7 protein-coding genes are annotated in these 14,213 nt (G+C 48.5%); 3 read left to right on the top strand and 4 right to left on the bottom strand.

What is annotated here, in order from left to right; translation table 11 throughout:
• Window positions 1-73 precede the first annotated feature (73 nt).
• Both ACKTT9_RS12820 and ACKTT9_RS12815 read right to left on the bottom strand, forming a co-directional pair.
• A complete protein-coding gene (locus tag ACKTT9_RS12820) occupies window positions 74-1,360 on the bottom strand; it encodes a Gfo/Idh/MocA family protein (RefSeq protein ID WP_407871878.1) in 1,287 nt (428 codons plus the stop codon).
• Between the two features lie 38 nt (window positions 1,361-1,398).
• Window positions 1,399-4,101: a family 78 glycoside hydrolase catalytic domain gene (locus tag ACKTT9_RS12815; RefSeq protein WP_407871877.1), complete on the bottom strand. Its 2,703-nt coding sequence runs from the start codon at window positions 4,099-4,101 to the stop codon at window positions 1,399-1,401.
• Window positions 4,102-4,454: 353 nt separating this feature from the next.
• On the opposite strand from ACKTT9_RS12815, the gene ACKTT9_RS12810 reads away from it, so the two are divergent.
• Genes ACKTT9_RS12810 through ACKTT9_RS12800 form a run of 3 tightly spaced genes read left to right on the top strand, consistent with a single transcriptional unit; the run spans window position 4,455 to window position 10,017 of the window.
• Window positions 4,455-5,414 carry an OmpL47-type beta-barrel domain-containing protein gene (locus ACKTT9_RS12810; protein WP_407871876.1) on the top strand — a complete coding sequence of 320 codons (960 nt, stop codon included), beginning with the start codon at window positions 4,455-4,457 and terminating at the stop codon, window positions 5,412-5,414.
• A gap of 21 nt (window positions 5,415-5,435) precedes the next feature.
• Window positions 5,436-7,376: a hypothetical protein gene (locus ACKTT9_RS12805; RefSeq protein ID WP_407871875.1), complete on the top strand. Its 1,941-nt coding sequence runs from the start codon at window positions 5,436-5,438 to the stop codon at window positions 7,374-7,376.
• 16 nt (window positions 7,377-7,392) lie between these two features.
• On the top strand, window positions 7,393-10,017 hold the full coding sequence (locus ACKTT9_RS12800; RefSeq protein ID WP_407871874.1) for an Ig-like domain-containing protein: 2,625 nt from the start codon (window positions 7,393-7,395) through the stop codon (window positions 10,015-10,017).
• A 71-nt stretch (window positions 10,018-10,088) separates the two neighbouring features.
• Here ACKTT9_RS12800 and ACKTT9_RS12795 read toward each other — a convergent pair whose 3' ends face one another.
• Complete coding sequence (locus ACKTT9_RS12795) at window positions 10,089-12,254, bottom strand: hypothetical protein (protein WP_407871873.1); 2,166 nt, start codon at window positions 12,252-12,254, stop codon at window positions 10,089-10,091.
• A 14-nt stretch (window positions 12,255-12,268) separates the two neighbouring features.
• Entirely contained in the window at window positions 12,269-14,191 is a 1,923-nt protein-coding gene (locus ACKTT9_RS12790) for an ABC transporter ATP-binding protein (protein WP_407871872.1), read from the bottom strand.
• Window positions 14,192-14,213: the final 22 nt, after the last annotated feature.

Below are 14,213 nucleotides of genomic sequence, written 5' to 3'. Positions count from 1 at the left end.
TACCCATGAAATAGCGCTCTGTAGTTCCCTCCGCCACCACCCTCCCCCGAGATTCCTAGGGGCGGGTAATCTTTTATCTTAACAAATCAGCAACTCTGACGGGTTGTCCTGTCCGGATCGCGCGATTCGCGGCAATGCCGACCAGAATGGACCGGGCTCCGTCCATATGATTCGCAGCCCTCTTAAAGCGATCCTCAGCCGGCTCACCAAAGATATCGTTCAGCAGCACAGGATCTCCACCGCCATGGCCGCCAACACCGGTCTCTACGTTCACCTCATAAGGCCGGTCAAACATCGGAAAGACGCGGATCTCTTTATTTTTTATCGCTCCTTCGAGCGCTTTATCACCACCAGAGTTGACATAGGATTGCTCCATAATCGTCATCTCCAGCCGGCCTTTCGTTCCATTAAAAGCTATCCGGTATCCTTCCCAAGGGGAATAGGCATTTAGCGAATAGGTTAATATCGCTTTGTTTTGATACCGAACCATAACGCCCATTGTGTCCTCAATGCTGATGCCATCTCCGAAAACATTCTGATCGCGAAGATAGCCATCCTCATGCTCAGCGTCTAAATACAATGCCTTCAATCGCCCATTACGATCCAAATGGAGTGCAAAAGGATCATCTTCAGCAAGCGGATTTCCCGTTGCTCTATCGTAAAATTGAGTTACTCCGCGTTTTTCAGCGTTTTCACGGCCATAGAAAAGCAGATCGCCAAGAGCAAACACCGTATCCGGCTCTGACCCGATCCAGAAGCTGACGAGATCGAAGTGATGCGTCGATTTGTGCACCAGCAGTCCTCCGCTGTTTTTCTTGTCACGATGCCATCTACGGAAATAATCAGCGCCGTGTTTAGTATTCAACAGCCACTCGAAATGAACGGAGTTAACCTGTCCAATTACGCCTTCTTCAATCAACTCTCGCACTTTCGTATGATGAGGTGCGTAGCGGTAATTGAACGTAACGCGCACGTTCTGTCCTGTCTTCTCCACCGTTTCAAGAATTTGACGGCACTTCTCCTCGTCAATTGTCATCGGCTTCTCTGTTATCACATCGCAGCCTAATTCCATCGCACGAATGATGTACGTATGGTGCGTACGGTCAACACTCGTGACGATAACCACATCCGGCTTCTCAATTTCGATCATCCGGTCGAACGCTTCCGGTTTGTAGGTGCGCACCTCCGGATGGTCAAACTTCATCTGCAATTGCTGCTTCGCATAATCCATGCGCGTCTGGTTAATGTCGCATAAGGCCAGCAACTCCGTCGTTTCCCGGAAGTTCTCCGCCATGGCGGAATAAAAAAACCGCGCTCGCCCGCCGGCGCCAACCAATACGTACTTTTTCCTCGTCGTCATGTCTTTCACCCTTTTTATATAAATTATAAAAACCGATTCTACACGGATGCCTTGATGGCTAGCAATTCGCTTTCAAACGTGTATCGACCCGCTCCAAGCTTGAAGCAACTTACGTCATCGGTACTGTCAAGCGGCTGGCAGCCTTCGATCTCCCATGTTCCTGACGTTTTTTCGACCCCATCGATGGCACTAACCCGGCCAGGTACATAAATCGTAGCCGTCGTATTAACGGGAATCGACACTTCGATTCGGAATACTTGTGACAACGCGGATAAATGCCAAGCCACCTCGATGGTTCCGTACAAGGAATCGTAGCTTGCTTTGACCCGGTCCAATTTTCCTCCTGGCCTTGGCCGTATGATTGCGTGTTTAAACCCTGGCGCCGCAGGATCAGCCTCGATACCGGCCATATATCGGAACATCCACTCCCCTACTGAGCCAAGGGAATAGTGATTAAAGGAGTTCATAGACGGTGTTTGGAACCCTTTGTGTTCAGTCCAGCCATCCCACCGTTCCCAAATAGTCGTTGCCCCATGTTTAATCGAATACATCCAGGAAGGGAACTCCTCCTGAGTAAGCAGCGTATAGGCAACATCCAGCTTTTGATGATCCGTTAATGCAGGCAGTAAGTAGCCGACTCCGAGAAAGCCCGTTGATAACCGATCTCCACGCGCGGAAATATCCGCTGTCAGATGCTCGATAGCCATCCTATTCAATTCTTCGGTCAACAAGTTGAATTGCAGCGCAAGGACATACACCGCCTGCGTCTCCCCGTGAATTCGGCCGTCACTGCTGACAAACGCGTCCCGGAAGGCTTGGGCAATCGAGACAAACAAGTTCTCATATTGCGTCTGATCTTGCTCGCGTCCCAAAACGCCGGCGATCTTAGCCAATAGTTGAGTGCTGTAAGCAAAATAAGCCGTAGCCAACACTTCTTTCGGCGTATCCGCATCAATGGATAACCAATCGCCATAGTTGGCATAATCCGGACGCACGAGATCTTCCGTGTTGTCCCGAAGATAACTCACCCAGTTCGCCATCGATTGGTAGTTATTTTCCAATATGCGAATATCCCCATACATGAGATACAAGGTCCATGGAATGATAATCCCGGCATCTCCCCATCCCGCATTATCGGGTGCGAACCAATTCAGATTGACATTCCACATTTTGTGGCGAATCCAACCGGCGTCAGGCGCCACATCTGTGAAAGCCCCCGACGGCAGCTGACTGTCGATCATATCCTGCATATATTTCGTAAAGAAGCGAGATACATTCATATTGTAAGCGGCCGTGCGGGCAAAAATTTGCGCATCACCGGTCCAGCCCAACCGCTCGTCGCGCTGCGGACAATCCGTCGGCACCGAGAGGAAATTCCCCCTTTGTCCCCACGTAATGTTGGCATACAGCCGGTTCACCATCTCATCATTTGTCTCCAGACGCCCCGTCTCGGCCATTTCGGAGTGAACGACTTTTCCAACAATTGTATCCAAATCTGGTTCGCCTGGGTAACCAATCAGTTCAACGTAGCGGAATCCGTGAAATGTAAAATGCGGTTCATATTTTTCTTCCCCGGTCCCTTTTAACACATAATGATCCTGCTGAACGGCGACCCGCAAGTTGTCCAAATATAGGCTGCCATCTGGATTCAGCATCTCGGCATGGCTGACGGTGACTTGGTGGCCTGCTGCCCCGCTAACTTTGAACTCTGTCCAGCCCACCATGTTTTGTCCCATATCATAAATGAAAGTCCCTTCTTCCGTGCGGCGGAAAGAGACGGGTTTACGTACTTGCATAATGCGAACCGGCGGTTCAATCGTTGCCACGAGCAATCCATTATAGCCCGTTCGAACATCCGGAACCTCCCACAAGGCGGCTGCTTGATAGCCGGCTTGATCCCATCCGGTCGGCTCCAGACGAGCATCGTAGGCTTCACCTTTGATAAGATCCGAATAAAGAATCGCTCCCTTGGCTGCCTGCCAAGACGAGTCCGACATGATGAGCTCACTCGTGCCATCGTGGTATTCAATCCGTGCCTGAAGCAGTAAAAACGGCCTTTCCCCATACACATTTTTCCCGAGAAAACCGACCGTACCCGCGTACCAGCCATCACCTAAAATGGCTCCAAAAACATTTTCGCCTACGGTTAATTGGTCCGTAATCTCATAGGCTTGCACTTGCACGCGTGTCTCATAGTCAGTCCAGCCAGGTGCAAAGAGCGCTCCAATCCTGCTTCCATTAAGCCGAAGATCATACAAACCAAGCGCAGTTGCATAAACAAAAGCTCTTTTCACCTGCTTGGCAAGCTGAAAGCTTTTCCGCAAGTATGGAGGAGGCTGCATATCAACGCCTTTTTCTGCTTTGCGGCCGATCCACTTGGCCTTCCAATCCGCGCGTGACAGCAGCCCCATCGACCAATAAGCCGTTTGACTCCAGGCAGACGCTTCTCCCTGCGAATCCCACACTCGTACTTTCCAATAATACGTTTGCTCAGAGATCAGCGTATCTCCCGCATATGCAATGTGAATCGATTGATCGGACGCCACTTTGCCGCTGTCCCACTGATCAGCCATACCTTGATCCAACCGCTCTTCTGACGAAGCAACCAACACTTGATAATACGCTTGAGCAGCAGACCGATCGTTCGACTCCAGCCTCCAAAACAAACGAGGCCGCCTGACATCAAGCCCAAGCGGGTTATTCGCATACTCCGTTAAACATTCAATAATGGATAGGCTCACTGTTATCCCCCTTAAGTTAAGATCGTACTAGTTTGTATTATAGAAGGATAAACCTGCTCCGATATGGGGGGTTCGATAACAGTTTATAGGGCAAAAACATTAACCTTGTGACGTAATGCCCTACCTTGCTTCATTGAATGCACCTAAATGAAAGAAATAACCTATAAAAATGAACTCATTCCCCTAATATGCCTGGAGGAATATGTATTAAAGTTAACTAGCATAGCTATTTTCACGCTATTTTTTTCCACTCGCTTCATTGAAAACGATTTCACTTTTTTTGACCAAAAATCCGAAAGGGGATGAATGACTTAGGCTTATCCACTCGATAACAAACCAGAGGAGGAAGTAACTTGAGAAAATGGACCTTATTCTTGCTGTCGCTCCTAATGTTCTTCAGCCTATCGCTGCAGATCGCATCGGCATCCCCCGCGGAAGTAACAGCATCGTTAGACTCAGCTACAGGTATTGTAACGGTTTCCGGCAACTCGGGATTGACGGGAGAACACCTCATTACGGTGCAAGTCCGTGATCCACACAATCGTCTTGCCTATTTGGATCAGGGCCAAAGCAGCGCAAACGGTGACTACCTGTTTCATTTTACTGTGAATACAAGATTTGCTGGTACCTATGCCGTTTCCGTCGCAGGTGATGCCGATATCGCTGTTTCCCAAACGGCCTTTACCGTAAATTCGCTGGATACGACAGCGCCAGTAACAACCGCCGTAGCAAGCCCGGTTGACGGCAGCAATGGCTGGTATGTTTCCGCACCGACTATCACACTTTCCGCAACAGACAACATATCGGTCACCCAAACCACCTACCGATTGAATGGAGGCGCTTGGAGCCCATATGTCCAGCCGGTTACATTACCTGAAACTGATGGTATTTATTTATTTGAATACAAAAGTATTGATCAAGCCGGAAATGAAGAGGTTGTCCAATCCCTAACTCTACGTCTGGACAAAGAGGCGCCTTCCATCCAAGTAACTTTGGATCAGGACACCATCTGGCCGCCAAATAAGAAAATGGTTACTGTGACCGCCGATGTGTATGCAACTGACGCCATCTCGCAAATCGATAACATTGTCCTTACTTCTATTACTTGTAATGATTCCATCCAACCGGATGATGTTCAAGACGCGCAGTTTGGCACTTTGGACAAGACCTTTGCTCTTCGTGCAGAGAAATCCAAAGAGCATTCCGAACGCGTATATACCATCACTTACACGGCGACCGATAAAGCAGGAAATCGTTCTACGGCTACCGCAACGGTAACCGTACCTCATGACCAATCCGGCAAAACGAAGTAACGATCTTTCGGAGGTGTTATTTTGAATAAGAAGTTCAGACAGATGATACTCCGCCTCACACTCGCTTTACTGCTCATTAGCGGGGTTTACGGAAACAATCCAATTGATACAAAAGCGATGGCGGCAGAAACACCCGTTGGCGATGGATGGCAAGTGCTCGTTGACGACAATTTTGAAAACGACTCGCTCGGCACAAAAGCAGAGGATCAAGGCTATGATGTATACAAGCCCTTGCTTGAGGAAGGGAACGCCGGCGGCCTTAAAGGTGACGCTTATGTAGCCAAAGCTCCCGGTAAAGCAGGCAACAGCCTCTATGTTTACGACGACCATAATTCCGTCAGCAAAGTTGCCTATCGCAACACGACGAGAATTGTCAAAACGTTTGAAAAGCAGGAAGGTGTGGTCGTAGCCGAGGTTTCTTTCATGCAGCCCGGGCCGCAGCGCGAAAGAGCGAAGGTTTTGAATCTATTAAGCAGCAATGGCGACTACATCGCCAGAATCACAGCAGATCCTTCCCAGGCAAAGTTCGTGTTCGACGCCAAAACCGGTCCGGACAACATGTATCCGTATGAGCCGAATCGCTGGTATAACATCAAGGTTATTGTCGACATCGTCAATGATCAAGTGATGGTTTATGTGGACGGTAACCTGTGTTTCTCCAAGCAGCCTACGGTTGAGGTTCGGAGCGCCGGTACCACGACGAGTGAGAAAATAAAGCAAAACATTGCCATGATTGAATTGCTTACAGCTGGCGAATCACCTAATCCGATTAACTCTTTCTACGTATCCCGAATCAAGGTCTCTGCAAAGCCGCCTGCCAACACGCCGGAAGCACCTGCTGGACTTACAGCCTATCCAAGGGATAAAGAAATCTATGTCGAATGGGCACCTTCACCAAGCGCCAGATCGAACAATGTCTACGTGGCCACCAAACCCGACGCTGCTGATTCAGAGTATGTGAAGGTCATGGACAAATATAATAAAAAGTTTGTGCCAAGCGATTACGTATCGATCACAAAGCTTGGGACCTCCTCCACCAGCCCGCTGCTTGAGAACGGGAAAACCTATTATGTTAAAATCACACAAAACACCAGGCTGCTGTCCAAAGGCACCGACACGGAAGTAGAAAGCCCTCTCTCCTTGTCTCAAGCCGTTGCTGTTACGCCTAATCCTAGACAAGCATTGGAATCCACCACGACGAGCATCATCCAAAACGTGTATGTAAACGATACCAAAAACATGTCAGGTTGGTCCGTGCAAAGCGATCTCGCTGTAGGCAGTACACCTTATGGCGATTCGGAAAGCACCATAACGAAACTCTCTTCAAATTATACAGGGATTGATTGGATTCGCACGTCGAACGCATCAGGTGCTTATACAGCAAGTGATGTGCTCACCACTTTTGCGGTAACGAATGATACGGATGTTTTTGTCGCTGTAAGCCGTGAAACGATGGAAGCCAACTTGGCTTGGCTGTCAACCTGGACCAAAACAGCGGATACCATCGAGCTTGACGGAGGCGCCAAGGTATTCGATTTGTACAAGAAAAGCTTTGCGGCCAATTCGCAGGTTACTCTGAACAAAATCGCGCAATCCGATAGCAACGGCTATTTTATCCTCGTTAGGGGGCGTTCTATCCAACTGAACTCTTTTGAGTTTATCGATTGGAACGGCAACAAGCTATCCGCATTAACGCCGGGGATTAACGCAACCGCCAAAGTCGAGGTCACGAATAACACCGCCGAGGAACGATCCTTTGTAGTGATCTGTGCATTATACGACGCCAATCAACGCTTGGTTACGTATACGTCCGCATCTGTAACGGCGCACGCCGGGCAAAAACGGACATTAAATACCGGATTTAAGGTTCCACAGAACCTATCCGGCTATCACGCCAAAGCTTTTATCTGGGACAGCTTGATCACCATGAAACCATTGTCGAACAGTATATCGATTCAGTAGGCACGAGGAGGCAACGATGAAAAAGATAATTGCTATGCTATCATTCCTGTTTATTGCAGCAAGTCTGGTCCCTTCGCTTGCGGCGGCAGCAGAACCTATCACTGCCTTTCCCGGAGCGGAAGGCGCCGCTATGTATATAACAGGGGGACGCGGAGGGGATGTTTACGAGGTCACCAGTCTCGATGATTACACGTCCTCAGAGACCCCGATCCCCGGAACGCTGCGCTACGGGCTTGTTAAAGTGGCGAACAGCACTTCCAAATCGACCGTTATTGTCTTTCGGGTTTCCGGCACCATTCATTTGAAGGAGAAAATTAAAACGAATGTCTACAATCTGACGATTGCCGGACAGACCTCGCCTGGAGACGGCATCGCCATCGGCAACTATTCAGTATCCTTGGGAGGATCCAATATCATCCTCCGTTATCTTCGCTTCCGCGGAGGCTTTGCCGAGCTGGACGACACCTTTTCACCCAATGCTCCGAAAATGATGATTGATCACTGCTCTTTTAGCTGGAGCACCGACGAGGTCCTTTCATCCAAAGATAAGAGCAGCATCACCGTGCAATGGTCAATCATCAGCGATTCTCTGAACATGTCGATTCACGACAAGGGCGCCCACGGGTACGGCGGTATTTGGGGCGGCACCAATATGACGTTTCACCACAATTTAATTGCCAACAACAATAGCCGAAATCCTCGATTAGACCGTGACTTTAGACTTGAAAAAGACGCACCTCTGCTGTTCGACTTGAGAAACAACGTCTTCTATAACTGGGGAGCCAACAGCGGATATGGCGGTGAAAATGCGACTGGCGTCAACGTCGTAAACAACTACTATAAAGCGGGTCCCGCTACCTTTGATGATGTGAAAAACCGGATTTTCAATCCTTGGTCCGAGCAGCCCGGAAACTACTATATTGAAGGCAACTATGTGGACGGCTATCCGGAAATCAGCGCAAATAACTGGGCCGGCGGCGTTCAACCCGAGTATGGCTTAGGAACGGTCAATCGCCTGCAAAGCCCTGTACCTATTACTTATAAGAATACCGATGGCACCACTGTCGACACTTCCGTAACAACGGACTCGGCGACAGATACTTACAGCAAAGTCCTTGAGCACGCAGGAGCCATTTTACCAAAAAGAGATTCTCTCGATGCGCGTATCGTGAACGATGTCAGAAACGGCTTAGGGAAATTCGCCAATACCCCGGATGGGGACGGAGGGTTTCCGGCTTTAACAGAGACGACTTTGTCAGCCGATTATGACAGTGATCACGATGGCATCCCGAACAGCTGGGAAGAAGCCCACGGTCTTGATGCCAGTAACACAGCTGATGGTAAAGCGGATAGCGGTGACGGTTTTACCTATTTAGAGAAATATTTGAACTCACTGCTTGGCAATGGGTCCAACAATCCAGTTGTAGCGATCACAAGCCCTTCTACGAACGAGATGCTGCAAGCGAATCAAGATATTGTCATTGATGCCACAGCTTCTGACAGTGATGGCACCGTATCCAAGGTTGAATTCTCCTACTACGATACGCAAGCGATGAAACTAATTCCATTAGGAACGGTTACATCCGCACCTTATTCGTATACATGGACAAACGCTCCGGAAGGAACTCATTATTTGTATGCCAAGGCAACTGACGACTCAGGAACTCAAACACTTTCAAGTATGGTTGTTATTCATGTTAATGGATCAGGCGGGATTGGAGCATGGACATCCGCAGACGTCGGCAGCGTGACAATACCGGGAACTTCAAGCGTATCAGGAGCTGAGAACAGTTCTTTCATCGTAAAAGGTACCGGCAAAATTGGCGCAACGAGCGATGGCATCCAATCGAAAGATGCGTTTCAATACACATACCGTGATATTTCAGGTGATATGGAGTTAAGCTCTACGATTAACTTTCAGAATCCTTCCGAGTACGATAATGGTGTAAAATCAGGGCTTATGATCCGTCAGGATCTGACGGCCGATTCTCCTTTTGCCATGATTACGGTGATGAAGGAAGAATATTACGGGACACGGATCCATTTTATGAGCAGATCTTCCCGAGGGGATTTGGTTGTAACTACAGCCAAGCCAAATGTAGAATTGCCGGCACTCTTGAAAATTTCCAGATATGGGAATGAAGTCAAAGGTTTGATTTCCATTGATGGCGGAGCTAACTGGGAAGTGGTCGGTTCTGTCACGCTGGATCTGCCGGACCATGCTTATATCGGGATGGCCGTCGATGCGACGAAGAGTACGAACAATTTTAATTACTATAATTCCTCCCTATTTGGGAATACGAAGCTGCGGACAGATAACATCACGGGAGCAGTCTTCACCACCGGGAATTTGCAGCTGAATGAGAATGACGGTGATCCTTCCGTCAGTGTGCAATTTAGCAATCGTTCCGAGCTTGATAAAAATGGCGTACTCGTCATCGCGCTATATGATGCTGACGGCAATATCGTCAACTATTCCTATACCAGCGACTTGGTCGAAGGCCAAGGGATAAGAACGCTAACGGCAAACTTCCAGCTGCCCGAAGATGCGGCCGGTTATAAGCTGAAGGCCTTTGTATGGGATGAGCTTGCCAGCAAGCAAGTGATTTCAAATGTTGCTGAGCTGGCTTTGACGCAGTAATAAAGATCTTGTAGCTAAAACTAAAGCCTGACGGCGTTTCATCCGTCAGGCTTTGATCATTGAACAAAGTATCACTCCGAAGTGACGAACCAATCATTTTTCATGCTCCCCACCAAGCGCCGATGGCCCTGATACTCTTCGTAAATGTTAAAATCATACGTCTTCAGGAAGGACAACTTGTAAAGTAAGTCTCCGTTGGCCAAACTGATTTTGAAATCCTTATGCTTACCAACTTTCAGCTTGGATTGCGGCGTCTCTGGCGTTTCATTGGCGCGGGTCTCGAAACTGCTCAAATCCGCCGACCATTCAATCGCCCTCAAGCCGTTCGTGTCGTTAATCTGAAAGACGATTTTACGTCCCTCCGTATTTACGCTCGTGCTCATATCTTTGATAATCTCGTAGTTAAACTTCAAAGATAGTTCGTTATTATCCAGTGCCGTGCTGACATGATCCATGGAGAGCGTATATGGGGCAAGGGATACCCCCTTCAGTGGTGTCCCCACTTCCGACTTCTCTTGCGGGAGCCAGAAGGCAAATGGCTTCACATACATGTCAGCGTCGCCTGAGTCTTCGCTATCATCGTCGTCGTCATCGTTTGCAGGTTCTTCCGTTAGCAGTTTGCCGTCTTTAACGGCCTCCCCAAGCAGAAGATTCATCCCGTTCTTATCAACGCCCTTAGGAAGCATGCTTGAAACGATGAGCAGTGCTTTCCCTCCGGGACCCACTTTCTCTTCCACATCCAGCACATTTGCCGGATAAACGGTTCCGTTCGCCGCTCGAAAGCTGGCAACCAGCTTCGCCAAGTTCGTGAATCTCTTCTCCTGATTCTCAATCAGCACCCGCACGGTATATTGTTCCGTGGATTGCGCTTGATAGCTCACCACGTTTTGAATGGAAAACTTGGATTGATAGCCCACATCCGTCAATTCAAAGGAAGAAGCCGCATCAAGGATCGGCACATGCAGGAGATCAGCCTGCGACTCGAAATCCAACACGTCGATGATTTTCCCATCGGACGTTTTTTCCTGCAGCACGAGCTCTATATTTGAAAATGCATACGTATATGGCACTTTATCCACCATCTGCATACCGACGGAGCTGTCTTTCGGAAGCCCCAGCACTTTCGCCGGAATGATGACTTTCGCCTCTACCTTCACTTTTCCATCCAATAAAAAGTAACCAGACAACTGTGGAATTGGCAGCGAATCCGAGCCTTTATTCATCAGCATGAAGTCTGCAGTCAAAATGTCCGTGTCTTCCCAGGGTAACCGGTACATCCCGTTCATCCTTGTCGTGTACAAGCCATTTTCGTCCGTAAACGCAACTTCCTCGCCTGAGCTTCTCACCTCTTGCTCCGATTCTTTCGGCAGCTCCAAGTCAGCGATTGGCACATTCAACTTCAAATCGGGCATGTATTGTGTAACAACAATCTCCCAGCCTTCGGTTGAAACGTTCGCCGGGACACTTCCCGTCAGCGTAATTTCCTTCGTTTCCTGCGAGTTGATGAGGAGGTCGGTTAACCCTTTTGCGATTAACGGATACGTATATCCCTCCGACGTGCGAACGTTAAACTGGTAATCGGGCACGGTTACACTGTATTTCCCCAAATTTTTCAGTTTCAGGATTACGTTAGGCAAGCTGTTTTTTTCATTTTTTCCAAGGTTAAAATCGGAGAGTTCAGCCTCCACGATCGTGCCTGACATCTTGATCTCTTGAGAGTTTCCTGCTGGTGCCACTTGTGTAAAATCATCCGGCACTGAGATTTCGCCAATTTGACGTTCGAATGGACTGCGGGAGAAATCCCATTTCCCGAAAAGAAACTTTAAATCATGCAACGAGGCAGCTTCATTAACCAGGGCATAGTAGAGGAACTCTTGCGAGGAACCTGCCGCAATTTTTGTTTTTTCTTTGTCCTGTGGCATTATTTTGGCGATGAATGAATCCCCATTCTTACCTAGCAAGCGTATCCAATAATCAGTCAGCGATAGACTCTCTGAGCTTTCGTTCGAAATATGCAGGCTGAACGTAACGATATTACCGGTGTGATCGGATAGAAGTTTTAGCTGCTTGATCTCAGCATAAGAATTACCGCCAAGTGGGATTCGCTCGAATGCGGTACTGGTATCATCTGGCTTACCGCCATCTGCGAATGCGGATACCGGCAGGAACATCAGGCTAATGAAAACGGCTATCGCCAAAGCCATGAGGTTGGGGAAACGTTTACAAATTCTGGTCATCGGCAGTTTCCTTTCTACGCTTCGTGTTTCAATGCATCCAAGCCGATCAGCTCATCCGGCCGCATCGCTTTTAACTGCTTTTCATATAATTCACGATATAACCCGTGTTGCGCTAGCAGTACCTGATGTTTGCCTCTTTCAACGATCCGTCCCCGGTCGATAACAAGAATTTGATCGGCTCTGACGACAGTTGCCAAACGGTGAGCGATGACGAACGTCGTACGTCCCTGCATTAACCGCTCCAGCGCTTCCGTGACCAGATGTTCAGATTCTGCATCCAGTGCCGACGTGGCCTCATCCAAAATTAGGATCCGGGGACTCTTAAGCAGCGCTCGGGCAATAGCGATACGTTGTTTTTGTCCGCCTGATAGCCTGACGCCGCGTTCTCCAATCATCGTTTCATATCCGAGCTCCCACTCTTCGATGAATTCATGCGCGTTCGCCGCTTGTGCCGCAGCGATAATTTGCTCTTTTGCAGCTTTCGGATTGCCATAAGCAATATTCTCATAAACGGTTCCGGAAAACAGAATATTATCCTGAAGCACAAGCGCCATGTGGCTGCGCAGGTCATGCAGATCATAATTTCGCAAGTCAACCCCGTCCAGCAAAATGGAACCTTCGTCCGGATCATAAAAACGAAGCAGCAAATTAATGATGGTAGACTTGCCTGCGCCACTTGGTCCCACAAGCGCTATCACATCCCCGCTGCAAGCTTTAAAGCTTATCCCTTTAAGAGCTGCTCTTGTCTCCAACACCATGAGAGGCGGATCCGGTCTCATTTTCGGCGGAATCCAATAAAAGCGTTTGGCAGGTCTTTGACGCTCGACCAAATCTTTATCCTTCTGATCGACCTCAACTTGCTGCTTTTCAGGCCTTTCAATCACATAATCGAACCCGACTTGGTCAAATTGGATGTCGCCTTTACACGTTTTCAGCGGCAAGGGATTGTCATTGTTCTGAATTTCCGGTTCAATATCGAACACTTCAAAAATTCGTTCCACGTTGGCAAGTGAATTCTGAATCGTAACATTCACATCAGAAAAACGCTGAATTGGGCCATACATCTGGGATAAATAAGCCTGGAAGGCAATTAATTCCCCTACCGACATGTTGCCCCGAATGACCATTGTTCCCCCAACGAACCAAATGATCAGCCCGCCGAAATCCTGAAAGGTTTGACTAATGCGGCCAAGCGTGTTGGATAGAAATTGAGCCGTCATCGCGTAGCCAAAATGAGCGGATGCTTGCTTCTTGAAGCGGTTCAGCTCCATGCGTTCCCGGCTAAACGCCTGCACAACCTTCATCCCGGCAATACGCTCGACAAGGACGCCTGACATTCGTTCCATCTGCCGATGGACAGAGCGCCATGCGTAGCGAATATGCACATTAATGTTCGTAAACGTTAAATAATAGACAGGAAGCAGCCACAGCGACAACAACGCCAGTTTCCAATCCATATGAAACAGCATAAATCCGGCGAACAGCACCAGGAAGAAGTCAATCGCCAGATTAATGACGCCAGAGCCGACCAGATTCTGAGCGCCGTTCACATCGTTCAGTATTCTGGAGACGATGCTTCCGACCTGACGGCTGTCGTAAAACCGCTGAGAAAGCTTTTGCATATGTTCATACAGCTGAAAGCGGATATCGATGACCATGGAATTTCCCATTTTGGCCATCACCCATTGACGCACATAATTGATCGCTGTTCCGAAAACGTAAACGCCTCCCAGTACCCCAATCACCTTGGATAAAGTCCATGAGCTTTCTTTACGCGGAAGCACTTCGTCAATCAGAACTTTGGTCATCCAAGGTACCGTCATGGGGACGATAAATTGCAAAATACCGAGCCCAACAATGGTCATGATCATGTACCGGTACGGTTTTAGAAACTTAAAATAACGTCGTATGAGATGGGATTTTGTGTCCTTCTGCATATCAAACCTTCTTTCTTTCCGT

The organism is Paenibacillus sp. P36 (assembly GCF_045866505.1).
Classification (GTDB): Bacteria; Bacillota; Bacilli; order Paenibacillales; family NBRC-103111; genus Paenibacillus_E; species Paenibacillus_E chondroitinus.
The sequence above is the reverse complement of the archived record's forward strand: the minus strand, read 5'-3'. Positions and strand labels throughout refer to the sequence as shown.

Bases quoted from the DNA above. Each gene is read 5' to 3' on its own strand.
- ACKTT9_RS12790 (WP_407871872.1), bottom strand. From the start codon at position 14,191: ATGCAGAAGGACACAAAATCCCATCTCATACGACGTTATTTTAAGTTT.
- ACKTT9_RS12800 (WP_407871874.1), top strand. From the start codon at position 7,393: ATGAAAAAGATAATTGCTATGCTATCATTCCTGTTTATTGCAGCAAGT.
- ACKTT9_RS12820 (WP_407871878.1), bottom strand. From the start codon at position 1,360: ATGACGACGAGGAAAAAGTACGTATTGGTTGGCGCCGGCGGGCGAGCG.
- ACKTT9_RS12795 (WP_407871873.1), bottom strand. From the start codon at position 12,254: ATGACCAGAATTTGTAAACGTTTCCCCAACCTCATGGCTTTGGCGATA.